This is a genomic window from Streptomyces sp. Ac-502 (genome assembly GCF_045222935.1).
Lineage (GTDB): Bacteria > Actinomycetota > Actinomycetes > Streptomycetales > Streptomycetaceae > Streptomyces > Streptomyces monomycini.
Genome location: NZ_JBHFFO010000001.1, coordinates 679,613 through 704,177, shown reverse-complemented (window position 1 = coordinate 704,177; position 24,565 = coordinate 679,613). Strand labels below are relative to the sequence as shown.

Genomic DNA, 24,565 nt, shown 5'->3' with positions numbered 1-24,565 from the left:
TGTCAGGGCCTTTCGGCGGACGGACCAGGCTGCGGCCGGCCGGCCGTCAGTCGGTGAGCAGCGCCTTCCGCAACCCCTCCAGGTCCTGCTCGCTCAGACCCAGTCCGTTCCGCAGGTAGGCGTCGAACGTGCCGAAGCGGGCTCTGACCTCGTGGAAGGCCGTGTCCAGGTATGAGGCCCTGGTGTCCAGGAGCGGCTTGAGGCGGGCGGCGGCCCCGGGCGGCTGCCGCGCGAGTTCGGCGGCGTTGACAGCGGCCAGGTAGTCGTTGCTGGCCAGGTAGTCGCGCATGACCGTGCGGCGGTCCACGCCGAGGGCCGTGAGCAGGGCGGCACTGGCCCAGCCCGTACGATCCTTGCCCGACGAGCAGTGGTAGACCAGTCCGTGGGAGCCGGGGTCGGCCTCGTAGGTGAACAGTGAGCGGTACGCCGTGAGTGCGGAGGGCTTGGAGACGGCCCAGCGGTAACCGGCGAGCTGCGTCCGCACGGACTCCTGCGGGGTGGCGGGCAGTTCGGCCGAGGTGTCCTCGCCGATGACGTCGGCGACGACGTAGCGCGCGCCCGAAGGTATGCGGTCCGGGGCTTGGGCGCGCTCGCGCGGCATGCGCAGGTCGACGTCCGTGCGGATTCCCAGGCGCTGGAGCTTGGCCAGGTCGGCGTCGGTGAGCGCGTGCACTTCGTTGGAGCGGTACAGCACACCCATCTTCACCCACCGGCCGTCGGCGGTACGGTAGCCGCCCGCGTCGCGGAAGTTGGCTGCACCCTCCAGGTGGAGCGAGCGGTCGGCGAGGGTGAGCGGGTCGCCCTGGTCGGGTACGAGACGGAACCACTGGCGGTCGGCGGCGGGCAGCCCCCGTACGGTGACGGTGGCCTCGGCCCCGCCGCGCGCCACGGCCCTGCCGCCGGTGTGGACGGTCACCGAGCCGACGCCTGGCGCCCTCCAGGACACGGTGAACGAGCCGTCCTTCCGCCGGGTCACCGTGGCGTCGGTGAAGGGAATCCCGTGCGCGGCGCGTGCCGCCTGCGGCGCGTACTGGCCCGCTCCGGCAGGCACGCCGAGGGCCTCGGCCGGGGCGGGAGAGGCGGTGACACCCACCGCCGACACGGTGGCCACGAATGACACGGCGATACGGCGGGCGGTCAGTACTGCCGCCGTGGAATGGGAGTTCATGGCGGGACCGTACGGCCTGGTATTGCTCGAAATAACCTAGAGATGACGAGTGCCGCCTGCCCACGGTGCCCCGGCAGCGGATACGGGGCGATGCCCCGGCCGGCGGGCAGCCTCTGGCATTTACCCCAGTCTTTCTTGAACAGGATGGTGGCGCGCGGCGGCTCGGACCGGTGGACACGGCCCGTGGTCCCCACCGGGACGGCGCCGCGAAACAGCCCTGCGGGGAAGAATCCTGTCGGCGAAGGTCGGGTACTACCAGCGTGTTCGAGAACCAGCAGAACCAGCATCTGTCACGGCGCCGTCTGCTCGGACTGGCCGCCCTCAGCGGCGCCGCCGTAGCCGGAATGACCACGATCTCCGCCGCTCCGCGCGCCGCGGCCGCCGGCCAGGGCGGCCCGCAGGCCGGCAGCGGTTCGTTCGTACCGGCCGTGGTGATCGGTACGGGATACGGCGCCGCGGTGTCCGCGCTGCGGCTCGGCGAGGCCGGCGTCCCCACGCTCATGCTCGAAATGGGCCGGCTGTGGAACGAGCCCGCCGACGACGGCAACGTCTTCTGCGGCATGCTCAAGCCCGACCGCCGCTCCAGCTGGTTCAAGACACGCACCGAGGCCCCGCTCGGCTCGTTCCTGTGGCTGGACGTGATCAACCGGAACATCGATCCGTACGCGGGCGTGCTGGACAAGGTGCACTTCGACGAGATGTCGGTGTACGTGGGGCGGGGAGTGGGCGGCGGGTCGCTGGTCAACGGCGGCATGGCGGTCGTGCCGAAGCGCTCGTACTTCGAGGAGGTCCTCCCGCGGGTGGACGCCGCCGAGATGTACGACCGGTACTTCCCGCGCGCCAACTCCATGCTCAAGGTGAACCACATCGACAAGGGCTGGTTCGAGGAGACGGAGTGGTACAAGTACGCGCGGGTCTCCCGCGACCAGGCAGCCAAGGCGGGCCTGGGCACCACCTTCGTTCCCAACGTCTACGACTTCGGCCACATGCGGCGCGAGGCGGCCGGCGAGGCGCCCAAGTCCGCGCTGGCGGGCGAGGTCATCTACGGCAACAACCACGGCAAGCAGAGCCTGGACAAGACCTACCTGGCCGCCGCGCTCGGCACCGGCAAGGTCACCATCGAGACCCTCCACCAGGTCAAGGCGATCCGCCGGCAGCCGGACGGCAGCTACGTACTGTCCGTGGACCAGATCGACTCCGACGGCAAGACCGTCGCCCACAAGGAGATCGGCTGCCGCCACCTGTTCCTCGGCGCCGGCAGCCTCGGCTCCACCGAACTGCTGGTGCGTGCCCGGGACACCGGAACGCTGCCCGACCTCAACGCCGAGGTCGGCGCGGGCTGGGGCCCCAACGGCAACATCATGACCGGCCGGGCCAACCACGTCTGGAACCCCACCGGGGCCCACCAGTCGTCGATCCCTGCCCTGGGCATCGACGACTGGGACAACCCCGCCGCCCCGGTCTTCGCGGAGATCGCGCCGATGCCGGCCGGCCTGGAGACCTGGGTCAGCCTCTACCTGGCGATCACCAAGAACCCCGAGCGCGGCACTTTCGTCTACGACAAGGCGAGCGACCGGGCCGTGCTGCGCTGGACCCGGGACCAGAACACGCCCGCGGTCAACGCGGCGAAGTCGCTGTTCGACCGGATCAACAAGGCCAACACGACGATGTACCGCTACGACCTGTTCGGATCCCAGCTGAAGAGCTTTTCCGACGACTTCAGCTACCACCCGCTCGGTGGCTGCGTGCTGGGCAAGGCCACCGACCTCTACGGCCGGGTCGCCGGCTACCGCAACCTCTATGTCACGGACGGCGCGCTCGTACCCGGATCCATCGGCGTCAACCCCTTCGTGACCATCACGGCGCTGGCCGAGCGGAACATCGAGCGGATCATCGCGGAGGACGTCAGGGCCGCGCGCCGGTGACACCGTACGGACCGCTGTACCCGCTGGTCCGGGCCCTCCCTCGCACGGAGGGCCGGTTCGGTCCTGCCCCGGAAGCCGCACCACGGGCTCTCCAGGGATTTTCCGGTGGGGGACGCGAGAGCACAGAGCGCGCGGCCGGTGGCCCGCATGCCGGTGCGCTTGCCGACCCCGTCCGTCATCGCTGAAAGGAAAACAATGGATTCCGCCCGACGGCCGATCCTCTTCGTCAGTCTTCCGGAGAGCGGGCTGGCCAATCCGCTGCTCGTACTCGCCGAGGAACTCTCCCGCCGGAATGTTCCGGATCTCTGGTTCGCCACCGACGAGCCGCGGCGCGGGGACGTGAAGAAGACCGGGGTGGGGTCCCCCGTGGAGTTCGCCTCGACGGGTGAGGTGGTCACCGAGCTGTCGGCGGTGACCTGGGACGACGCGGTCTACCGCGAGGTCACTCAGTCCTCGCGGTTCAAGGCGCACCGCGCGGTGGTGCGGCACTCCTACAAGCCCGGACGGCACGAGGAGAAGTTCCACAAGCTGGCGGCCGTCGTCGACGAGGTGAAGCCGGCGCTGATGGTCATCGACTGCATCAGCGCGTTCGCGATCGAGCTGGCGATCTCCCGCAAGATCCCCTTCGTGCTGAGTGTCCCGTTCGTGCCGAGCAACGTGCTGACCGCGTTCGTGCCCTTCACCAAGGGCTACACCCCGCGGGGCTTCCCGGTGCCGCACACGGGCCTGCCTTATCCGATGACGTTGCCGCAGCGCATGAGCAACGCGCTGTTCAAGTGGCGGAACCTGGCGATGTTCCTCACGCCCGAGATGAGCAAGGTGGTGGCGGAGGAGAACCGGCGGCGCAAGGCACACGGCATCGGGAAGCTCAGTCTGATGACGCGAATCGACCGCGCCGACCTGGTGCTGTGCAACTCGATCGCCGAGCTGGACTACCCCTTCGACATTCCGGAGAAGATACGCCTGGTCGGTGCGATGGTGCCGCCGCTGCCGGAGGCGTCGCAGGACGACGATGTGTCGCGATGGCTGGACGAGCAGTCCTCGGTCATCTACGCGGGCTTCGGGACGATCACCCGGCTCACCCAGGAGCAGGTCGACGCCATGGTGGAGGTCACCCGCCGGCTCGAAGGGCGGCACCAGGTGCTGTGGAAGCTGCCCTCGGAACAGCAGCACATGCTGCCGCCGAAGGAGTCGCTGCCGGCGAACCTCCGTGTCGAGAGCTGGGTCCCGTCGCAGTTGGACGTGCTGGCCCATCCGAACGTGAAGGTGTTCTTCACCCACGGTGGCGGCAACGGCTTCAACGAGGGTGTGTACTTCGGCAAGCCGCTCGTGGTGCGGCCGCTGTGGGTGGACTGCTACGACCAGGCCGCGCGCGGCCGGGACTTCGGCATCAGCCTGACCCTGGACCGGCCGCGGGACATGGACGTCGACGACGTGATCGACAAGCTCACGCGGGTGCTGGAGACCCCTTCCTTCCGTGAGAACGCGGAGCGGCTCGGCGCCCTGCAACGTGCGGCGGGCGGCCGGGAGACCGCTGCCGAGCTGGTCCTCGGTCACCCGGCCCTGGCATAAGGCCGCACGAGCACACACGTACGTACGAGGACTACAGGAAGACGAGGAAGAGGCAGCGGATGTCGTTCAAGTACCCCGTGTCCAGGCCCCACCTGGACGGCAGAGAGCTGGAGTATCTGACCGGTGCCGTCACTGACGGCTGGATATCGTCCCAGGGCCCGATGGTCCAGCGTTTCGAACGCGCCTTCGCGGACTACAACGACGTCGCGCACGGCGTGTCCTGTTCCTCCGGGACGGCGGCCCTGACGCTGGCCCTGCGGGCCCTGGGCATCGGCCCCGGTGACGAGGTGATCGTCCCGGAGTTCACCATGATCGCCTCGGCGTGGGCGGTCACCTACACCGGCGCGACGCCCGTTTTCGTCGACTGCGGGGACGACCTCAACATCGATGTCACCCGCATCGAGGAGAAGATCACCGCCCGGACGAAGGCCGTCATGCCCGTCCACGTCTACGGCCGCCGCTGCGACATGGACGCGATCATGGACATCGCGTACCAGTACAACCTGCGGGTCGTGGAGGACAGCGCCGAGGCCCACGGCATCCGCCCGGTCGGTGACATCGCGTGCTACTCGCTGTTCGCCAACAAGATCATTACGGCGGGGGAGGGCGGCATCTGCCTCACCGACGACCCCCGGCTGGCCGGACAGCTGGCACACCTGCGGGCCATGGCCTTCACCAAGGACCACAGTTTCCTGCACAAGAAGGTCGCCTACAACTTCCGCATGACAGCCATGCAGGCCGCCGTGGCACTCGCCCAGACCGAGCGCCTGGACGACATCCTCGAAACCCGCCGCGAGATCGAGCGGCGCTACGACGAGGGGCTCGCCGGCATTCCCGGCATCACGCTGATGCCGCCGCGTGACGTGCTGTGGATGTACGACCTGCGGGCCGAACGCCGCGAGGAACTGCGCGAGTTCCTGGCCGGGGAGTCCGTCGAGACCCGGCTGTTCTTCAAGCCGATGAGCCGGCAGCCCATGTACTTCCACCCCGACTGGCCCACGCTCAAGGCGAACACGTTCGCCGAGGACGGCCTCTACCTGCCCACGCACACCGGACTGACCGCCACCGACCAGGAATTCGTGATCGACCGGGTCCGCGCGTTCTACGGCGCCGGCTGACCGGGCCGTTCGAAAGGGGACACCCACCCATGACGCACACCGACCCGGCCCCGCCGCGGACCTGCCCGGTCTCGGCACAGACAGCCGCCACGGACGTGGCCGACCCCGCCGAGCCCGGCACGGAACCCCTGGTCGTCGAGTTCCCCGCGCGCGAGCCCGGCGTGCCGTTCCCCCGCCCGACTACGCCGGCTACCGCGGCCGCAAAGGGCTGGTCCTCTCGCACCTGTCCGACGGCAAACGCGTGTGGCTGGTCACCCGGCACGAGGACGTACGCGCCGTACTGACCAACCCGGGCATCAGCTCCAACCCCCAGCACGAGGGATTCCCCAACGTGGGGGAGACCCTGGGCGTGCCCAAGCAGGACCAGATCCCGGGCTGGTTCGTGGGCATGGACTCACCCGATCACGACCGGTTCCGCAAGGCCCTCATCCCGGAGTTCACCGTCCGGCGCGTGCGCGCGATGAAGCCCGCGATCGAGCGCACGGTGGACGCGCAGCTGGACGCCATGCTGGCCGCGGGCAACACCGCCGACCTGGTCGCCGACTTCGCCCTGCCCATCCCCTCCCTGGTGATCTCCTCGCTGCTCGGCGTTCCGCCCGCCGACCGCGAGTTCTTCGAATCCAGGACCCGCATCCTGGTGGCCCTCCGCTCCTCCACCGACGAGGACCGCATGGCCGCCGCCAAGGACCTCCTGCGCTACATCAACCGGCTGGTGGAGATCAAGCAGAAGTGGGGCGGCGACGACCTCGTCACCCGGCTGCTGGCCACCGGCACCATCGCCCCCCACGAGATGTCCGGCGTGCTGATGCTGCTGCTCATCGCCGGCCACGAGACCACGGCCAACAACATCGCGCTCGGCGTGGTCACCCTGCTGGCCAACCCGCAGTGGATCGGCGACGAGCGGGCGGTGGAGGAGACGCTGCGCTTCCACTCGGTCGCCGACCTGGTGTCCCTGCGCGTAGCGGTCCAGGACGTGGAGATCGCCGGACAGCTCGTCAGGGCGGGGGAGGGCATCGTGCCGCTGGTCGCCGCTGCCAACCACGACGAGAACGTCTTCGCGTGCCCCGACCGGTTCGACCCCTCCCGCTCCGCCCGCCACCACGTGGCCTTCGGCTACGGCGTGCACCAGTGCCTGGGGCAGAACCTGGTGCGGGTCGAGATGGAGGTCGCGTACCGCAAGCTCTTCGAACGCATCCCGGGCCTCGAACTCGCCGTGCCCGCCGACGGCTTGGACATCAAGTACGACGGCGTGCTCCACGGCCTGAAAGAGCTGCCGGTCCGCTGGTAGCCGGAACCCGGCCCCGTCCGCCCGGCGGCGCGCGCCACCGGCCGCCGGGCGGTCACTTCCACCGCAGGAGAGACGAACGACATGCGTATCACCGTAGATCCCGACCGCTGTGTGGGGGCCGGCCAGTGCGTGCTGAACGCACCCGCGGTCTTCGACCAGGACGACGACGGGCTGGTCACCCTCCTCACCGAGCCCGGCCCCGACCAGGAGTCCACGGTCCGCCTGGCGGGCGCCCTGTGCCCGTCCCGGGCGATCACCGTGCACGAGGGCTGAGCCCTGACCAGGGCAGGAGCCCGTGTCCGGACCCCGCCCCGTCCCATGACTGACGAGAGTGCTTGAGAGCGATCCGGGAGTAATGGTGCCCGTCCCCACAGATGACTACGCGATGAAGCCGCCCACCGACACGGCGGGGCCACCGGGCGGCCGCACACTGCCCGAGGTGTTCGAGACCGCCGTGGAGACCGCCCCTGACGCGGTGGCCCTCGTCGACGGGGACCGCTCGTGGACGTGGGCGCGGTGGCGGTCGGACGTCGACGCCCTGGCGCGTGGCCTCCAGGAATCGGGGGTCGCGCCCGGTGACGTGGTCGCTGCCCGGCTGCCGAACTGCTGGGAGTACGTCACCCTGCACCTGGCTGCCGCGGCCGTCGGAGCTGTCCTGCTGCCCGTCCACCAGGGCACCACGGCCCAGGAGCTCCAAGCACTGCTGACCCGGGTGGAACCCGTTCTGCTCGTCCTGTCGGACTCCGGAAGTGAGAGTGGGGCGACGGTCCGTTCGCTCCTGGAGAGTGTGCCGTCGCTGCGCAGCGTACTGCTGGCCGGAACACCGGCAGAGGAGCGGGGGATCAGGTCGCTGGACGGGCTCCTGGCGGCCTGGGCGGGCAGCGTACCCCAGCCGGTCGACGTCACTCCCGACATGCCGCTCGCCCTGATCCCCTCGTCCGGGACGACCTCGGCGCGGCCCAAGCTCTGCGTGCACAGCCACGACGGCCTGCTGGCGAACACCGCGGCCGTCACCGCCGAGGCCGCCGACGCCTTCACCGGTACGGTCCTCACGGCCTGCCCGATGACGCATCTGTTCGGCCTCCAGGCGATGCACGCGGCGCTGTCCGCCGCCTGCGGGCAGGTCCTGCTCACCGGCTGGGACGTGGACCGGTTCCTGGAACTGGCGCGGCAGCACGACCCCCGCGTCGTCTTCGCCGTCCCCGCACAACTGCGAGACGCCGTCGAGCGGCTGGCCAGGACGGACAAGCCGGCGGGGTTCGCGCCGTACCAGGTGCGCACGGCGGGAGCCGACGTCGCCCCCGCGCTCGCCGCCCGGGTCCGCGACACCCTCGACTGCGAACTGGTCGTGGTGTGGGGAATGACCGAAATCGGCACCGGCACCCGCACCCGGGCCGGCGACCCCGACGGCAGTGTGGGGAAGCCGGTCACCGGCGTGGCCGTACGGGTCGTCGACGAGGACGGCGAGCTGTGCGCGGCGGGGGAGCGGGGCGAACTCCAGTACCGGGGGCCGAGCCTGTTCCGCGGCTACTTCCGCGAGCCGGAGCTGACGCGTTCGGCCCTCACCGAGGACGGCTGGCTGCGCACCGGCGACCTCGCGGCCATCGGCGCGGACGGTGTGGTGGTGCTGCACGGCCGGGCGGCCGAGCAGATCAACACGGGCGGCCGGACGTTCTCCGGCACCGAGGTCGAGGCCCTGCTCGCGGGCCTCACCGGCCTGGGGCCGCTGGCCGTGGCCGGCGCACCGGACGACCGGCTCGGTGAGTACCCGTGCCTGGTCGTCACCGGCCGCGCGGACCGCACGATCGGCCTGCGCGAGGTGACCGCCTTCCTGCGCCGGCAGGGTCTTGCCGACCACAAGATCCCCCTCGAACTGGTCACCGTGCCCGAGCTTCCCCTCTCCGCCGCCGGAAAACCCGACCGCAGGGCGATCAAGCGGCTGCTCACCGGCCTCGCCGCGGTGACCGTTCCGGCCCGTCCCGGCGCGGTCCCCCCGGACACGGCCGAGGAGGCGCTGGACCTCGTACGCGACTGCGTCGGCCAGGTGCTCGGCCACGACGGCACGGCCGTCCCCTTCTCCTCCGACACGGACTTCCGCCGACTGGGGCTCGACTCCGTCCGAGCGGTCCGGCTGCGGAATCTGCTGCGCGAGGAGACCGGCCTGCCCCTCCCGGTCACCCTGGCCTTCGATCACCCCACTCCCCGGTCCGTCGCGCGCGTACTGGCCGAGCAGGAGGAGCCGTCCCCGGAGGAGCCGTACCGGATTCCGGCGGACGGCGCCGACCCGGTGGCGATCGTCGGCATGGCCTGTCGGCTGCCGGGCGGCGCAGATTCCCCCGAAGCCCTGTGGGACCTGCTCACCGACGGGACCGACGCGATGTCCGGCTTCCCGGACGACCGCGGCTGGGACCTCGACCGGCTCTTCGACGAGGACCCCGACCGCCCGGGCACCTCCTACGCGCGCGAAGGCGGATTCCTGCACGACGCGGGCGACTTCGACGCCGGTTTCTTCGGCCTGTCCGACCAGGAGGCGACGGCGACCGACCCGCAACAGCGACTGCTCCTGGAAGCGGCCTGGGAGACCTTCGAGCGGGCAGGCATCGACCCGGCATCCCTCAAGGGAACCCGTACGGGCGTGTACACGGGGGCGATGGACCGCGGCTACGCGGCCACCGCATCCGCCGCGCCCAGCGCGTGGGAGAGCATGCTCATCACCGGAACCGCCGGCAGCGCGGTCTCCGGACGCATCGCCTACACCTACGGGCTCGAAGGCCCCGCGCTGACGGTCGACACCGCCTCCTCGTCCTCCCTCGTCGCCCTGCACCTGGCCTGCCGGTCCCTGCGGTCGGGCGAGACCGACCTGGCACTGGCCGGCGGCGTCACCGTCATGGCGACGCCGGCGCCCTTCGCGCACTTCTCCCGGCTGCGCGCGCTGTCCCCCGACTCCCGGGCCATGGCGTACGCCGACGCCGCGAACGGCTCCGCGTGGTCGGAGGGCGCGGGACTGCTGCTGCTGGAACGGCTGAGCGACGCCCGGCGCAACGGACACCCCGTCCTCGCGCTCATACGGGGCTCCGCCGTGAACCAGGACGGCGCCTCCAACGGGCTCACCGCGCCGAGCGGTCCCGCACAGCAGCACGTCATCCGCCAAGCCCTGACCGACGCCGGGCTGACACCGCGGGACGTGGACGCCGTGGAAGGCCACGGCACCGGCACCCCGCTCGGCGACCCCATCGAGGCCCAGGCCCTGCTGGCCACGTACGGCCAGGAGCGACCCGAAGGCCGGCCGTTGTGGCTGGGCTCGGTGAAGTCGAACATCGGGCACACGCAGGCCGCCGCCGGGGTCACCGGAGTCATCAAGACGGTACTCGCGCTGCGCCACGACGTCCTGCCCGGCACGCTCCACGTGGACGCCCCCTCGGCCAAGGTGGACTGGACCGCCGGATCGGTACGGCTGCTGACCGAGTCCCGGCCCTGGCCACGGGAGAACGGACGCGCGCGACGGGCAGGGGTGTCCTCCTTCGGGCTCACCGGGACCAACGCCCACGTGATCCTGGAGGAAGCACCGGACGGGAAGACGGCAGAAGCGGGAGTCGTGGCTCGGGACGCACCCGGGACGGCCCTGGCCACGGAACCGGCCGACGACACGGCCGTGCCCTGGGTGCTGTCCGCCCGCAGCAGGACGGCGCTGCGCGCACAGGCACATCGCCTGAACGAGCATGTGGCCGCCCACCCCGGCCTGCGCGCCCAGGATGTCGCCCACGCCCTGGCCACCATCCGTACCCTGCACCGGCACCGGGCCGTCATCAGCGGACCCGACCGCGCACAACTGCTGGCCGCCGCGGCGCAGTTCGGAAACGGCGAGCGGGCCGCAGGCGTCACCCTGCACGATGCCACGCCGGGCGGGCTGGCCTTCGTCTTCTCCGGCCAGGGCAGCCAGCGCAACGGCATGGGCCGCGCGGCAGCCGAGGCGTTCCCCGTCTTCGGGCAGGCGCTCCGGGAGGCGTGCGCCACCCTGGATCCCCTCCTGCCGCGGCCGCTGACCTCGGTGATGTGGGCCGACCCCGGCTCCGAAGAGGCAGCCCTCCTCGACGACACCACCTACACGCAGCCCGCGCTGTTCGCCGTGCAGATCGCCCTGTACCGGCTGTTCGCGTCCTGGGGCGTGATCCCGGACCACCTGGTGGGGCACTCGGTCGGCGAGATCGCCGCCGCACAGGTGACGGGCGTGCTCTCCCTCCAGGACGCGTGCACCCTGGTGGCGGCCCGGAGCAGACTGATGGGCGCGCTGCCGCCCGGCGGCGCGATGGTGGCCGTACGCATCACGGAGGCCGAGGTGACCCCGTGGCTGGCGGAGCTGACGGACACGGTGTCGATCGCGGCCGTCAACGGTCCGCACTCCCTCGTCCTCTCGGGCGCCGAGGCCCCGCTCGCCACCCTCACGGACCAACTCGCCGCCGCCGGCCACAAGACCCGCAGGCTCCTGGTGAGCACTGCCCCCCACTCGCCGCTGATGGACCCCGTGCTGGACGAGTTCCGCGCGATCGTCCGCACTCTGTCCTACGCCGCGCCCACCATCCCCCTCGTCTCCACCGTCACCGGCCGCCCGCTCACCGGCGAGGAGGCACGCGACCCGGAGCACTGGGTACGGCACGTACGGCAGTCCGTACGCTTCAAGGACGCGATCGGCCGGGTGCTGGACGCACGCGGCACCGGCTTCCTGGAACTGGGCGCCGAGCCGGTGCTCACCCCGATGATCGACGAATGCCTGGAGACGGCGGACCCACGGCCCGGGGCCGTCGTGATCCCCGGTCTGCGCGCCGGAACCCCGGATCGGGACGCCCTCCTCACCGCAGTCGCCCGGGTGCACGCCCATGGCACCCCCGTCGACTGGAACGCGGTGCTCCCCGGGGCCCGCCCCGCGGCCCTGCCGACGTACGCGTTCCAGCGGCGGCGGTTCTGGCCGGCACCAACCCCGACAGGCGCGGCCGCCCCCGGTGGTTCCGCGAAGTCCGCGAACATCCCGGGCACCGCGACCGTACAACCCACCGCCGACGAGGGCGGAGCCCTGAGCGCCCGCCTCTCCGGCCTCGAAGACACCGAACAACAGACATACCTACTGGCCCTGGTCCTCGCCGAGACCTCGGCCGTACTCGGCGGACAGGAACTGCGCGACGAGAAGGGCAGCCACACGTTCAAGGAGCTGGGCGTCAACTCGGTGAACGCCGTCGAACTGCGCAACCGCCTCATCGAGGCCACGGACCTGCGGCTCCCCGCCACGCTCGTGTACGACCACCCCACGCCACACGCTGTCGTCCGCCTCGTACGCGGACGGCTGGCGCGCCAGGCCGCCCCCGCACGCGACGTGGCCTCTGTCGTGGCCGAGCTGGAGTCCCTGCTCGCAGCCGGTGCGGAGATCTCCGAGGAGACGGCCGCACGCTTGAAAGCGGCGACCACAGGACGCGACGGCGGTACGGACGCCGACTCCGGCGCGGCTCTGGACCTCACGTCGGCCAGCGACGAGGAACTCTTCCGGCTGATGGACGGGGAACGCTGACGCGGGGTGCGGATACTCTCCCGAGCACCCGCACCCACCCGCCCGCCTCGTCTCCGTCAAGGCCGTTGCCCTCGACGGCCGACGAGGTTCAGGGCCTGACCATGCCCGACGCCTGCAAACGCTCCATTGCGGCCTGGTTCCGGCAGAAATAGCCCGCTGCCGGAACGGGCACAGCCACGCACCGCGAACAGCGACCCCTCTCCGGAGTGGGGTATGCGTCCGCTTCTGAAATGGGCAATCGACATTTCTAGGGTTGCGGCTGAGATCCGGCAAGTGCATGGGTGGGTTCATGTGCTCAGGGGTGTGGCTGCGGGAACGTGGGAGTAGGCTCCGAATGGCAGCGTGAGGTCGGGAGGCGTCATCATGCGCGTCCGCATACGTGGCGGTTTTGTCTGCCTGATCGCCCACTGTCTCCTCCTGGGCGGCATCCTTGCGGCTCTTCGCAAGATGGCCCGCCCGAGTAACACGCAGGCCGTAGGTGGTGCCCACTCGGCGGGATTCACCGCACAGCAGAAGTGGACCATCGGTTTTCAGCGCCACGACGGTCATCATCACTCTCGCCACCCTGGTGCCGCTGACGTTGCAGACCGAGGCTGCGTTGGACCAGGCCCGGTCGTTTCCCCGGTGGTGTCCGGCCGTGGCACCTTAACGGGGTGCCCGAGCGACGGGTGAGCAGGGAATGAGCGAGGACGGGTGACCACCGTCCGGCACCTGTTGATGTCGGCCGAGTCCGGCAAGGTCGTCGAAATCCCCGACCTTGGCCCCTTGGACGAAGGCCGCGATCTCCTTGCGGGTGTAGCTCAACGCTGGCCCCCGCGTGCCGGGAATTGCGTACCGCCACCCCGCCGTCGGCGAGAACACCAGCTCAACGCAATCACCGGCCTCGCACGACGTCTTCCATCGGGGAGCGGGTGAGGAACGGACGGGCGTCGGCCTCGGCCTCTTCGCGGTGTGTGCGCTGAGCGGCGCCCACAGCACCGTCGCCGACACCTCTCCCTTACGCTCCCAAGGCCAGGGCGCCGATCACCGGCGCCGCGAATATGAGTGGGGCCGGGATGTGCGCGTACCGGTGCGCCCGGATGAGGGTGATCACGGCCCCGGCGAAATACAGAGCCAGTCCGATTCCCGCCATGACGCCGACGACCGGTAGGAACAGGCCGACCAGCAGGCCCGCGGCGCCCGCGGCCTTGGCCACACCGAGCCAGGTCCACCACGAGCGGGGAACGCCGTAGTCGGTCAATGAGCGTTCGGCCCAGGTGGTGTTCAAGAGACTGACGGTGGCGGAGAAGCCCGCCATGGCGGCGGCGAGCAAGGTGGTGGTGAGGTGGGCAGCGGACATCAGGAGTGCTCCTCGTACAGTGCCTGCCGGGCGTCGCGCTCCGGCAGGGTGTAGTGAGTTCGTCGCCGCGTGGACGAAACGCAGGCGCAGGAATGTGACTCGAACGAGCGTTCGGGATGCGGCTTCGTCATCGCGTGGCTGTGCCGTGCTGCGCGGGGCTGCTGACCATGGCCGCCTACTGTCTGGCGATGACGGCCCGCGGCACCTACCCGTACCCGCGCGGAACACGGTGGAACCCGGGAAACCCGGGAGTGGAGTACCGGCAGCCACATGGCCCGGAGGCTTGTCGGCCATACTCTCTGGCGCCTCACAGCCCTACGAAAATCGGACGATGCCCGTCCCAGGTGACGTCATCACAGCTGGGTACTGCGGACTGGGGCCCTTGAGAAGTCGGACGCAAGACCGACGTGAAGAACTGCCAGTGGGCCTGCGGGCTGGTCACCCAGGCTGGGCCCGGTGCCGCGGCCATGAGGCGGGGTGTGCGCTGAGCTGGAACGAGGGCCTGCGGCGGAGCACCATGGTGCATGCGTCGGCCGGAGTACTGTCACGGCAGACTCGCACACCGACCCTGGATGCCCCCTATGGTGGTGGCGCTGAAACGGCCCCGCACCGCTACTCAAGGTGACTCGACACGGGAGCGTCAGATGGGCGAGAGGGCACACGGACCCGCACATCGTGGACACGGCAGCGGTCCCGGGGCGTTCACACCGGACGGGAACGCGGTGGAGCTGTACTCCAGGCTTCCTGCCGGAGCCGAGCCGGAGATCATTGCTCAGGCAGTTCCACCGGGGGCCTCGATACTCGAACTGGGTGCGGGGGCCGGGCGACTGACCCATGTGCTGCTGGAGCGCGGATATCGAGTGGTGGCCGTGGACGAGTCGGAGGAGATGCTCCGCCGGATCAAGGGTGCCCGTACAGTGCACAGTTCCGTCGAGGAGCTGAACCTCGGTGAGCAGTTCGACGCCGTACTGCTTGCTTCACACCTGCTCAACACCGCCGAGCCGGCCTCATGCGGCGCGATGCTGCGAAGCTGTCGTCGGCATGTGGCGGGCGCGGGGCAGGTGTTGGTGGAGCGTCAGGGCGAGGACTGGTACGGCCCCCGCAGGGCACCGGTCGGCAGAGAGCGGGCGGGCATCCGCATGCGGGTCGTCTCCGTGGACCGCTCGGTGCCCGGCGCCTCCGACGTACGCATCGAGTACGAGATCGACGGGATGCGATGGACCCACTCCTTCCGCGCCCGGGATGTCCCGGACGCGATGCTGGAGCGCATGCTGACGGCGGCCGGGCTCCGCCTGGTCCGGTACCTCACCGAGGACCACAGTTGGGTGGAAGCGGTTCCCGTTTGAGCTTCCTCGTCCGCCTACGGGATGGTGGTGCTCAGCGGCCAGCGGCGGATCCGGTACGGCGTCCACCACAGGAAACGTCCCGCCCGGTGGATCAGGCCGGGTGGCAGATACCTCGCGATGACCGAAGAGGGCACACCGGTTTCCGGCAGACCGCGCAACAGAGCCCGGAACAGCTCGTCATGCTGGTGGGTGCGGATGACGAGGCGCTTGAACGAGCCGCTGCGGCGGTCACGGATCTCGATGAAACCGGGGCCACGGCGGTAACCGCACTTCGCGGCGTGGAACGAGTCGCGCCACCGGACGACAATATCGTCGCCGGAGCCGCCGAGGCCGCCCGCCCCGTCACGGATCACGGCGGTGGGCGGGTGGAGGTGGCTGAGCGGCTGCCAGTCGTCCGGCGTGCCCGTGCCGGGCTCGGGCAGGCGCAGCGTCCAGTCGACGGCGATGCCGAAGGCGGTGAGTTCGCGGACGGCTACAAGGGCCGTCACCGCGGCGGCGCCGTCGCGATCCGTCAGGTCGACGGTCCGGGACAGCCGGGCGAACTGGACATGACGGGCGGCAAGGGCCGCGACGGTGCCCACGTGGTCGCCGATCAGGTCGAGGGTGCCGACGTACACCCCTGGGATGTTCCTGGCCGCCGGGTCGCGTTCCCTCCACAGGTCCAGGGCCACTGGCGCGGGGGGCCGTGCGGCAAGCGGGCTCATCGGATTCCCCCGGTGGCGGCGAGGGCCGGGGCCAGGGGCTCGGCGCTGTGCAGGCGGCTGCCGTCCAGGCGCATCAGGTCCTGGTTGGCGACCTCCGGCGCGACATGGATGTACTGGCCGCCGTCGGTGAAGACGAGGCCGAGGCAGCGCCAGCGGGCGAGGATCTCATTGATCCGGCTCTCGGTCGCGTCCTCGTGGCGGGCAGCGGCCTTGTGCAGCACGGCCGCGGGGGAGTGCGGCATGTCGAGGAGGCGGAAGACGGTCATCTCCAGCGGGTCCGTCAGGTCGAGGAGGTGCCAGGCGAACCCGGGGCGGGTGTCGACGAGGACGATGCGGTCTCCGAGGTCGCAGTGGGTCAGACGGCAGTGCACATAGGCGTCCTTCCAGCCGCTCACGGCCCGCTTCAGACGGTCCAGGCAGGACGGTGAGATGCCGCGTTTGGGGGAGTCGAAGAGGTAGACCAGATCGGCGAGTTCGGAGTCGGGCAGGTCGTAGATGTGGTGGTAGTGGGAGGCGGGCCGCAGCTGGTCGAAGCCGAGTTCGGGCCGGTCGAAGTAGGGGCTGAAGCGTTCGACCTTGATGCGGGTGGCGTTGAAGGGCGGGGTGAGGTGATGCAGGGCAGGGACCTGGTCGGAAATCTCGTCGTAGTCCTCCTCCAGTTCGCCGGGGAAACCGTAGAGGTAATTCCAGTTCAGGTTCATGCCGACGGTCTCCGCGTCGCGCAGCAGCCGAACGTTCTGGCAGCCGGTCACGCCCTTGTCCATGATTTTCAGGACCCGGCTGCTGAGATTCTCGACACCGGCCTGGATGTAGCCGATGCCGGCCGCGTCGAGGGTCCGGAGCTGTTCGCGCCGCAGGTTCGACTTGATCTCGTAGCACAGCCGCAGGTCGTAGCCGGACTCCTGAAGCAGGGGCGCCATCGAGGTGAGGTAGGCCATGTCGAGGATGTTGTCGGTGACCCACACGTCGAGGATGCGGTATCGCTCGACCAAGCCGAGGATCTCGTCGACGAATCGCTGCGGGTTCTTGCTGCGGAACTCCATGAACGAACCGTTGAGCCCACAGAACGTGCAGTGGTGCTTCTCTCCCCACCAGCAACCGCGCGAGCCCTCCACGACGATGCGGGGCTCCACCCAGCTGCCCGCGGTGGACCGTGCGTGGCGGTCGAAGTAGTCGCCGTACTCGGGGGTGACCAGCGCCGCCGGGGGCAGGGGCTTGTCCTCCATGGGATTGGTGACGCAGCGGCCGTCGGTGTCACGCCAGCACAGGCCGGAGATCCCCGAGAGGTCGCCACCGTCCCGGAGCGCGGCCAGCAGCTGGGGGAACGTCGCCTCACCCTCACCGCGTACGACGAAGTCGACGAACGGGAAGTTCCGGTGCAGTGCCGCGCCCTGCGGGCCGTCGCAGTTCGCGCCGCCGAACACGGTCATGGCGTGCGGAGCGCGGGCTTTGACCGCCCGGGCGGTGGCGAGGGCGGCAGCGTTCTGTGCGAACGTCGTGGTGAAACCGACGACGTCGGGCGCACCGGCGGCGATCCCGGCGGCGGTCTCCCGAACGAACAGCGGGGCGAGTTCGTGCAGTTCCTGTGCCTTGGCGAGCAGCGGCTCGGGTGCCCGTTCCCCCAGCGCCCCGCTGAACGCCGTGACGTTCCAGCGGGGAAGCTCGTTGAGGGCGGCCGAGAAGATCCACTCGCTGTGTCCGGAGAAGTACGAGCTCGCGCAGAAGTCGTACTCCTCGAAGGTGAAGCCGGTACGTGCCGTCAGCCAGTCGACGTAGTCGAGGTTGGCGTGCACGACATCGACCCGGGCGTCCGGGAAGACGTCGAGGACCCGGCGTTTGAGGATGCCCAGGGCCAGCGACGGGGCGTCGATCGCCGACCACGGCATGTCCACCAATACGATGCGCATGACAGTTCGTCCCCTTTCTCACCGAGGCCGTCCGGTGTGCCCGCCGAGGTGGGCGGCGTCACCAGAGCCCGCGCCCGGACAGCGCGCGGCGGGCTGCGTCGCCCTCGGCCGATGGGGTGGTCTCGAATGCCGCGGTGATCTGCGCGGAGACGGCTCCGCGCGTGACCCCGGCGGGTGTGGCGAAGTACGCGTAGGCCACCGGCCTTCCGTTCTCCTGCCGGGCGGCGGCAGTCGGGCGATCCGCCCAGGAAGCAACGGAGCGGGGCGTATAGCGGCGCAGGGCCGCATGGCCCCGGCCGGTCGTGACGATTCCCTCGACGGCGATGTCGAACGACAGCGGCTGTTCGCAGACCAGCGCCGTGAACAGGGCCGTCATCAGTTCGTGCGTCACGGTTTCGCGCAGTACGACGGGCGCGTCCACGTCTGCGCTCGCGAGCCGCTCCGGGTGCCCGGCGACGAAGCCGAGCAGATACGAGGCGAATGCCTCCTCCGCGGACAGGCCGCGCCCGGTGTAGGGAACAAGCCGGAACCTGCCGAACTCCTCGGAGTGGAGGAACCCGGTGAGCAGTTCCGCGTCCTTGACGCCCGCCGCCGCGAGTATGCGCAGGCTGCCCGGGAACGCGGAGGCGATGCCGCCGTTCCTGCCCAGCTTCCAGATCGCCGTGCGGAACTGACGTGCGGCGCTGTCGAGTTCGGTGAGATCGACCGTTTCCAGGCACTCCAGCTCACCGGCTCCCGAGGCGACCGCTGCGGCGCCCTCGGCGGCCAGGCGTTGCCTGAGGCGTTCGTCCAGCAGCAGTCGCATCAGCAGGTCGGTGAGCTGCTGACCGTCCAGCCGGCGACCGGGGTGTGCCCTCATAGGGGCCCCTCACCTTGCCACTCGTCGACCAGCGCCTTGAGCCGGTCGTAATTGCGCAGGGACTTCTCCACCAGCCGGCCGTCCTCACGGAACACCGGATCCTCGTAGGTGACGCCGGTGAGATGCGGACAGCGGGACAGCAGATGGGCGGTGAGGTCGATCTGCTCGTCGAGGAGCACGCCGTGGTGCAGATCGCGGAACTTCCCGTTGACGATCTGGCAGCCTGACAGGTGGAGTTCGCGGCAGCGGCGCAGCGGGAGTGCCTCCATCCCGTCGAACATGTACGGGCCGGTGCGTCCGCGCAGCCACTGGTAGCTGAGCAGGTGACCGACGTCGAGCGTCACCCACACATCGGCGTCGTCGGCCAGCCTGGCGAAGTACTCGAACGCGTCGAGGCTGCCCAGCGCGAACGAGCCGCCCTCGGTGAAGCCGGGGAACTCGACATGCAACGGCGGAACCAGGAGCCGCGCGGCCTGGGCCGCATTGCGGGTGGCGATCTCCAGCCCGGGCTCGGTCAGCGGCGGTGGGAGCGGATACGGCAGCGGACAGCCGCGCAGGCTCCAGATGCCCAAGTCCTCCACCACCCAGGCGAAGCCGTACCGGGCGTGGAGCTCGTTGGCGAACTCGGCGGCCGGCCGGCGGTCGTAGCGCTCGGGCGTGCCCATGTTGAGTTCGGTGTGGTGAAAGGCCCGGGGAAGACCGGCAGGCAGCGCCTGACCGAACCGGTCGTAGGGGCGGACGTAGTCGGCTGCCCGGGGAAGAGCACGCGAGCGTGGCTGGAAGGAGTGGGACGCGTATCCGAAGTCACCGCCATGGCGCCGGAAGAAGGCCCGCAGCCGGGGGCTGATGTCGCCACCGTCGTCCGTGTCCACGAACCCGACGCCCCGCCCGCCGACACCCTTTCCTGACCATGGCATGTCCACAAGGACACCGAGACCCAGCCGGTGTGCCGGCCCGCTGCCCGCGGTGCGCGCGGCGGTGGGAGAGGGGGTGGTCACGTCGACCTCCTGGTGCGCTGGGCGGCTGCGGGTACCGCCGGATACGGCTCGGCGGCCGATACGTCGACCAGCCGCGCCAGCAGCCGCTGGCCACGGGCGGTGCGGGCCGTGAGCAGACCGTCGGGGTGCTGTTCGATGTCACGGCGCGGCAGCGCGTAGAACTGTTCCCACACCAGATCGGCGACCAGGATGCGGTCGGGTACCGCGTCGAGACGGGCGGGCACGGTACGTACCCACGGGTGCGGCCGCGCGGCATCGGCCGGGTGCGGGCCGCCCCGGTCCGCTGCGCGGCGCGACGGCGGGTGGACGGTGCTCACCCGGCCGGGCCGTACCACCTGGAAGACCCGCTCCAGCCGGGCGAGGGCTTCGGCGCGCGTCGGACCGCCGTGGACCGCCAGTGGGTAGCCGACCCGGCCGGCGAGGTAGCTCAGTTCGGGGTTTCCGGCCAGCCGGCCCGAGGTGTCCAGCGAGACCCCGAAACGCTCCGGGGACTGTGCGAGCCTGCTGCCCGGTTCGGGCACCAGGAGTTCGAGTGCGTCGATGCCGATGTGCCGCTCGTTGGCGACCAGGAACCGCAGGGACTCCTCGAATTCCTCCGGACGCTCGTCCAGGACGTGGCCCATCACCGAGAACCGCAGAGTGATCCCCGCCCCGGTGACGTTGTCCACGATCCGCTGGTAGTCGGCCGCGCGCACACCCCGGTCCATCAGGTCGAGCAGGCGCTGCGAGTTCCCCTCGTAACCGACGGCGATCATCGCACAGCCCACTTCGGCCAGCGTCCGGCAGAACGCCGGGTCGGCCAGGCTGGACTCCAGTCGGCTGCGCACCCCGAACCGGACCCGCACACCGCGCTCGCGCACGGCGCGCATCGCCTTCGAGACCAGGCGCAGATTGGTGTTCTCGTCCACGATCGCCACGAACCGTGTCCCCGTGTCACGGACCACCGTCTCGACCGCATCGGCGACCTGCCTCACGGTGGCCTGCTGGTACCTGCCGGGCGGCAGCGACCGGTTGCCGTACGCGCAGAACGCGCACCGCCCCCAGTAGCAGCCGACGCAGGAGATGATCGCCACTTCCATGCCCTCGTTGAGGTACGAGCGGACCGGCAGGCCGCCGTGGTCGGGAGGCCCGAGATCGCGGAGACGCAGGGCCGGCGGCCGGCGGGAGCGGCCGGCGGCCCCCGAGCGCGGCAACCAGGTCATGCCGGGCACTGCGGTCGAGGGAATCGTTCCGTCGAGGGCGTCGAGCCAGCGTTCGAGTGGCTCCTCTCCGGCGGTCCAGCACAGTGCGTCGACCGTGCGGCGGAGGCTCGGCAGGTCCGCGAGGTCCGTATCGCGGAGCATGACCTGCTGCCCACCCAGGCAGATCCTGGTGCGCGGGCGGAGCCTCCTGACCCAGGCGGCGATCAGGAGGGCGGGGCCGAGCTGGCTGAAGAATGCCACCGACAGCCCGACCACCCGCGGCGGATGGCGGGCCAGCAGTTGGTCCACCAGCCGGTGGAGCGCCTCCACCGCGGATCCGGATGCGGCGGGCGGCAGATCCGCCGCCCGCCGCACCGCACTGTCGAGTTCGTCGAGACCCCGCCAGGCGGATGTCAGGAAGGTGTTCCGCACGAACAGTTCGAGCGCCTGCCGGGCGAGTCGCACCGAGCGTGCGGCGCCGAGCTCACCCGGTGACGTCTTCCGCATGACCTGTGCGCGGATCTCGTGGATGTGCTGGTCGACGGCACGGGCCATCTCCCTGCGGTACCAGTCGCTCATACCGTCGCCGCCCTCGGCACGCGCCGCGACCTCCAACACGCCGGGGTCGCGCAGCAGTTCGTGGAGCAGGGCGATGTTGAGGTCGGCCTGGTGGACCCGCCGGCCCCGGCGCCGCAGATGGCCGGTGAGATAAGGCAGGCTCAGATACGGAAAGAACCTGGCTTCGGTCTGCGGTGGGAAGAGGAGGAGCACGTCGACGGGGTCACCGTCCACCGCCGATACGCGCGGCACGACCCACCTCCTTGACCGACGGACGGCCGTACATCACGGTGTGCTCTTCGCGGATGCGTGACGCAGCGTGCGACCCCGGGGACGACCGGGTCAGAACCGGACTCGACCCGCAGTAACGGGGCGGGCCTCAGTCGGCGGTCTGGTAGATGTCCTCCGCGTAGATATAGGCGTAGGCGTGGTAGGCGCCGCCGAGCTTCAGTTCCTTGGAATCAATCACTTCCAGTTCGTCGAGCTCCGAGAATTCATCTTCCACGGTCGTTTCGGAGTGCAGAGCGGTCATGATCCCTCCCTGACGGGAAAATGGCAGATTGCCGAATGGAAGATCAGTTTCGCGCTGATTTCGAGTCGCACCTCGTGTGCGTCGCCAGAGCGGCTCCCGTTCCACGGTAGTTCCGGGCCGCCGAAGTGCACAACGCCGATGGAGTCGCGAATGTGAGACATGCTCCGGGATCTCTGCGGACATCCGCAATCCGGAGCCCGTTGTATCGCTGACAGCGTCGACTGTGACTCCGGTGTCACCGGGCAACCCGATGTGCCTTCCTGTGGCACGCACTTCCGGCTCCGCGCGGTGCGGCACTGCCACGCCGGCCTTGACGACCAGGAAGAACAAGGAGAACCTCCCGTGATGGGGAAGGCACAGGACATGAAGCCCATGACGGCACAGGAATGGGATCTGACCTATCAATTCGGCGACCCGGTGTGGGACGAGCCGCCCACCGCGACCCTTGCCCGCCTGCTCACCCGCCACGCGCCGCCACCCGCAGAAGTGATCGATGTGGGATGCGGGCTGGGCGCCACGTCACGCTGGCTCGCCGAGCACGGTTACCAGGTCACCGGGTGCGATTTCTCGTCGCAGGCGATCGAACTGGCTCGCGCCCGGATCCCCGAGACGCTGACTGTCCGATTCGCGGTTGCCGACGTCATGCGCGTACCACCGCAGTTGGGCCAGTTCCCGGTGGTACTGGAGCGGGGGGTTCTGCATGCCATACCGCAAACGACGGACAGACGTCGCTTCGTCGAGGCGATGGCGCGTGTCTGTCTCACAGGGGGCTCTGGGTCCATGTAGGCGCGAGCGCCACGACGCTGGAAGCGGAACGTTGCGTGGCGCGGGGCCCCTCCCGCATGGCCGAACAGACCTTCCTCGCCCTGGTCGAGCCCTGTTTCACCGTTCTGGCGACCGACTACGCGCCGTTCGGCAGCCGCTCGGCCACATGGCAGGCGCGGCACGCCGTACTCCGCTGCCAGGCGCCTCCCGATCAGCCCTCGCCTTCGACCCGGCCACCTCGCGGATCGACTGCCGCGCCACCACAGTCGGCCCCGGCCTCATCGTCCGCGCCAGCCGCTCTCCCGCCCTCGAAGAAGGTGGCGTCCCGGCCGTTCCCAGCGGGTCCCTCACCGACAGCCACGTCTCCCCGCAGGGTTGTGTGACGGGCGTTCGCCACCTCCGGACGCCGGAAAACCCCTTGGGATTCCGGCGCCCGGGCGCCATCCGCCTCCTAGGCGCAATGCCGTCGCGTTACTTGTAGGCGTACGCTGCTGGCACGGTGTCGGGGGTGGTGCCGGTGGCTGAGAGTGTGCCTGAGCTGGCGGGGCTTGGCGTTCTGACCTGGGTGTATCCGCCAGGGCTGGTGGACCGGGTGGTCGCGGGCGTGTGGCCGGGCAGAGCGACGGAGACGGTTGTTGCCGGCCCGGCTGACGGTCTGTTTCGTGCTTGCTCTGGCGTTGTTCTCGCCTGCTCCGTATCTGGAGGTGCTGCGGCATCTGGTGGAGGGGCTGCGCGGCCGGCGTCTTGGGTGACTGGCGTGTTCCGGCGAAGTCTTCGTTGTTCCGGGCACGGGACCGGCTGGGGCCGGAGCCGTTGCGGGTGCTGTTCGCCGCCACCGCCCGGCCGCTGGCCGGACAGAGGGCACCCGGGGCCTTCTGGCGCGGGCTACGGCTGCTCGCGGTGGACGGGATCTGCTGGGATACGGCCGACACGGCGGCCAGCGAGGAGGAGTTAGGCCGCCCGGGCAACACCCGCCCTGGCAACAGGGCCGCGTTCTTGCAGGTGAGGATGGCCGCTGTGGTCGAGGTGGGCAGCCATGCGGTCCTGGACGCGGAGGTGGCCGGCTGTCGCGCCGGGGAGGTCACCCTGGTCGCCCGGCTGGTCCGCTCCTGCGGGCCGGGCCAGCTGGTCCTGGCGCCGGCCGGGAGTTCCTCGGCGTGCCGTTGTGGCAGTCGTTCACCGCGACCGGCTGCCATCTGCTGTGGCGGGTGCCGGCCAGCCGGGTACTGCCGGTACGGCAGCGCCTGCCGGACGGCTCCTGGCTCGCCGCGATCCATGCGCGAACCGACGGCAAGAAGAACTGTCCCGTGCGGGTGCGGGTGATCGCCTGCCGGCTCCAGGGGGTCCCCGGCGCTGAGCCGGATGGCTACCGGCTGGTCACCGACCTGCTCGATGGCGAGCACTATCCGGCCGGTGAGCTGGCCGGGCTCTGCCGGGAACGCTGGGAGACCGAGTCCGTCCTCGGAGAGATCAAGACCCACCAGCGCGGCGCCAAAGTGGCGCTGACCGGCAAGACCCCCGACGGAGTACGCCATCAGATCTGGGCTCATCTGCTGGTCCACCACGCACTGCGGGAACTGATGGCCAGAACGGCCGCTGCCCGCGGCCTCGATCCCGACCGGCTTTCCTTCACCGACACCCTGCGGTCCGCCCGGCGCAGTATCACCACCACACCGGGCGTCTTTTCTCCCTGAACTGCTGGTCACCGCACTCGCACGGCTCCGCGACGACCTCCTCGCCCAGCTCCT

17 protein-coding genes and 3 pseudogenes are annotated in these 24,565 nt (G+C 70.3%); 11 read left to right on the top strand and 9 right to left on the bottom strand.

Annotated features, from left to right (window positions below):
• Nucleotides 1–46 precede the first annotated feature (46 nt).
• Complete coding sequence (locus ACEXOX_RS03345; protein ID WP_406518990.1) at nt 47–1,168, bottom strand: tyrosine-protein phosphatase; 1,122 nt, start codon at nt 1,166–1,168, stop codon at nt 47–49.
• A gap of 260 nt (nt 1,169–1,428) precedes the next feature.
• Here ACEXOX_RS03345 and ACEXOX_RS03340 point away from each other — a divergent pair, with 260 nt between their 5' ends.
• The 6 genes and pseudogenes from ACEXOX_RS03340 (at nt 1,429) to ACEXOX_RS03315 (ending at nt 12,628) form a co-directional block, all read left to right on the top strand.
• The gene (locus ACEXOX_RS03340; RefSeq protein WP_406518989.1) at nt 1,429–3,093 is read left to right on the top strand and encodes a GMC oxidoreductase; all 1,665 of its coding nucleotides are present in this window, start codon (nt 1,429–1,431) and stop codon (nt 3,091–3,093) included.
• A gap of 195 nt (nt 3,094–3,288) precedes the next feature.
• Nucleotides 3,289–4,665: a glycosyltransferase gene (locus ACEXOX_RS03335; RefSeq protein WP_406518988.1), complete on the top strand. Its 1,377-nt coding sequence runs from the start codon at nt 3,289–3,291 to the stop codon at nt 4,663–4,665.
• Nucleotides 4,666–4,724: 59 nt separating this feature from the next.
• Nucleotides 4,725–5,783 carry a DegT/DnrJ/EryC1/StrS family aminotransferase gene (locus ACEXOX_RS03330; protein ID WP_406518986.1) on the top strand — a complete coding sequence of 353 codons (1,059 nt, stop codon included), beginning with the start codon at nt 4,725–4,727 and terminating at the stop codon, nt 5,781–5,783.
• Between the two features lie 29 nt (nt 5,784–5,812).
• Nucleotides 5,813–7,071 (top strand): annotated as a pseudogene (locus ACEXOX_RS03325) (cytochrome P450).
• Between the two features lie 81 nt (nt 7,072–7,152).
• A complete protein-coding gene (locus tag ACEXOX_RS03320) occupies nt 7,153–7,344 on the top strand; it encodes a ferredoxin (protein ID WP_406518984.1) in 192 nt (63 codons plus the stop codon).
• 82 nt (nt 7,345–7,426) lie between these two features.
• Nucleotides 7,427–12,628 carry a beta-ketoacyl synthase N-terminal-like domain-containing protein gene (locus ACEXOX_RS03315; RefSeq protein WP_406518983.1) on the top strand — a complete coding sequence of 1,734 codons (5,202 nt, stop codon included), beginning with the start codon at nt 7,427–7,429 and terminating at the stop codon, nt 12,626–12,628.
• A gap of 735 nt (nt 12,629–13,363) precedes the next feature.
• Here ACEXOX_RS03315 and ACEXOX_RS03310 read toward each other — a convergent pair.
• Nucleotides 13,364–13,492 (bottom strand): annotated as a pseudogene (locus tag ACEXOX_RS03310) (DUF397 domain-containing protein); the annotation flags it as partial.
• A gap of 133 nt (nt 13,493–13,625) precedes the next feature.
• Nucleotides 13,626–13,967, bottom strand: a complete 342-nt coding sequence (locus tag ACEXOX_RS03305) for a DoxX family protein (protein ID WP_406518981.1) — start codon at nt 13,965–13,967, stop codon at nt 13,626–13,628.
• A 644-nt stretch (nt 13,968–14,611) separates the two neighbouring features.
• On the opposite strand from ACEXOX_RS03305, the gene ACEXOX_RS03300 reads away from it, so the two are divergent.
• Nucleotides 14,612–15,313: a class I SAM-dependent methyltransferase gene (locus ACEXOX_RS03300; RefSeq protein WP_406518979.1), complete on the top strand. Its 702-nt coding sequence runs from the start codon at nt 14,612–14,614 to the stop codon at nt 15,311–15,313.
• Between the two features lie 14 nt (nt 15,314–15,327).
• On the opposite strand, the gene ACEXOX_RS03295 is transcribed toward ACEXOX_RS03300, so the two are convergent.
• The 6 genes from ACEXOX_RS03295 to ACEXOX_RS03270 all read right to left on the bottom strand — a co-directional run bounded on the left by ACEXOX_RS03295 (nt 15,328) and on the right by ACEXOX_RS03270 (nt 22,052).
• The gene (locus ACEXOX_RS03295; protein WP_406518978.1) at nt 15,328–15,930 is read right to left on the bottom strand and encodes a DUF5825 family protein; all 603 of its coding nucleotides are present in this window, start codon (nt 15,928–15,930) and stop codon (nt 15,328–15,330) included.
• Between the two features lie 83 nt (nt 15,931–16,013).
• Nucleotides 16,014–17,924: a RiPP maturation radical SAM C-methyltransferase gene (locus tag ACEXOX_RS03290; protein ID WP_406518977.1), complete on the bottom strand. Its 1,911-nt coding sequence runs from the start codon at nt 17,922–17,924 to the stop codon at nt 16,014–16,016.
• A 58-nt stretch (nt 17,925–17,982) separates the two neighbouring features.
• Nucleotides 17,983–18,783 carry a hypothetical protein gene (locus ACEXOX_RS03285; RefSeq protein ID WP_406518976.1) on the bottom strand — a complete coding sequence of 267 codons (801 nt, stop codon included), beginning with the start codon at nt 18,781–18,783 and terminating at the stop codon, nt 17,983–17,985.
• Nucleotides 18,780–19,781 carry a DUF692 family multinuclear iron-containing protein gene (locus ACEXOX_RS03280; protein ID WP_406518974.1) on the bottom strand — a complete coding sequence of 334 codons (1,002 nt, stop codon included), beginning with the start codon at nt 19,779–19,781 and terminating at the stop codon, nt 18,780–18,782. Before ACEXOX_RS03280 ends, ACEXOX_RS03285 begins: the two co-directional genes overlap by 4 nt.
• Complete coding sequence (locus ACEXOX_RS03275) at nt 19,778–21,772, bottom strand: B12-binding domain-containing radical SAM protein (RefSeq protein WP_406518972.1); 1,995 nt, start codon at nt 21,770–21,772, stop codon at nt 19,778–19,780. The genes ACEXOX_RS03280 and ACEXOX_RS03275 overlap by 4 nt, the downstream gene beginning before the upstream one ends.
• A 127-nt stretch (nt 21,773–21,899) precedes the next feature.
• Nucleotides 21,900–22,052, bottom strand: a complete 153-nt coding sequence (locus tag ACEXOX_RS03270) for a hypothetical protein (protein WP_406518970.1) — start codon at nt 22,050–22,052, stop codon at nt 21,900–21,902.
• Nucleotides 22,053–22,397: 345 nt separating this feature from the next.
• On the opposite strand from ACEXOX_RS03270, the gene ACEXOX_RS03265 reads away from it, so the two are divergent.
• From ACEXOX_RS03265 to ACEXOX_RS03250, 4 genes and pseudogenes are all read left to right on the top strand, one after another.
• Nucleotides 22,398–22,838, top strand: coding sequence for a class I SAM-dependent methyltransferase (locus ACEXOX_RS03265; protein WP_406518969.1), 441 nt, complete (start codon nt 22,398–22,400; stop codon nt 22,836–22,838).
• Nucleotides 22,839–23,386: 548 nt separating this feature from the next.
• A complete protein-coding gene (locus tag ACEXOX_RS03260; protein WP_406526208.1) occupies nt 23,387–23,569 on the top strand; it encodes a transposase domain-containing protein in 183 nt (60 codons plus the stop codon).
• Nucleotides 23,562–23,636 (top strand): annotated as a pseudogene (locus ACEXOX_RS03255) (hypothetical protein); the annotation flags it as partial. The gene ACEXOX_RS03260 and the pseudogene ACEXOX_RS03255, both read left to right, overlap by 8 nt.
• Before the next feature lie 338 nt (nt 23,637–23,974).
• Nucleotides 23,975–24,511: a hypothetical protein gene (locus ACEXOX_RS03250; RefSeq protein ID WP_406526681.1), complete on the top strand. Its 537-nt coding sequence runs from the start codon at nt 23,975–23,977 to the stop codon at nt 24,509–24,511.
• Nucleotides 24,512–24,565 lie beyond the last annotated feature (54 nt).

Bases quoted from the DNA above. Each gene is read 5' to 3' on its own strand.
- ACEXOX_RS03330 (WP_406518986.1), top strand. From the start codon at position 4,725: ATGTCGTTCAAGTACCCCGTGTCCAGGCCCCACCTGGACGGCAGAGAG.
- ACEXOX_RS03270 (WP_406518970.1), bottom strand. From the start codon at position 22,052: ATGACCGCTCTGCACTCCGAAACGACCGTGGAAGATGAATTCTCGGAG.
- ACEXOX_RS03285 (WP_406518976.1), bottom strand. From the start codon at position 18,783: ATGAGGGCACACCCCGGTCGCCGGCTGGACGGTCAGCAGCTCACCGAC.
- ACEXOX_RS03265 (WP_406518969.1), top strand. From the start codon at position 22,398: ATGGGGAAGGCACAGGACATGAAGCCCATGACGGCACAGGAATGGGAT.
- ACEXOX_RS03305 (WP_406518981.1), bottom strand. From the start codon at position 13,967: ATGTCCGCTGCCCACCTCACCACCACCTTGCTCGCCGCCGCCATGGCG.
- ACEXOX_RS03335 (WP_406518988.1), top strand. From the start codon at position 3,289: ATGGATTCCGCCCGACGGCCGATCCTCTTCGTCAGTCTTCCGGAGAGC.
- ACEXOX_RS03345 (WP_406518990.1), bottom strand. From the start codon at position 1,168: ATGAACTCCCATTCCACGGCGGCAGTACTGACCGCCCGCCGTATCGCC.
- ACEXOX_RS03315 (WP_406518983.1), top strand. From the start codon at position 7,427: ATGGTGCCCGTCCCCACAGATGACTACGCGATGAAGCCGCCCACCGAC.
- ACEXOX_RS03320 (WP_406518984.1), top strand. From the start codon at position 7,153: ATGCGTATCACCGTAGATCCCGACCGCTGTGTGGGGGCCGGCCAGTGC.
- ACEXOX_RS03300 (WP_406518979.1), top strand. From the start codon at position 14,612: ATGGGCGAGAGGGCACACGGACCCGCACATCGTGGACACGGCAGCGGT.
- ACEXOX_RS03290 (WP_406518977.1), bottom strand. From the start codon at position 17,924: ATGCGCATCGTATTGGTGGACATGCCGTGGTCGGCGATCGACGCCCCG.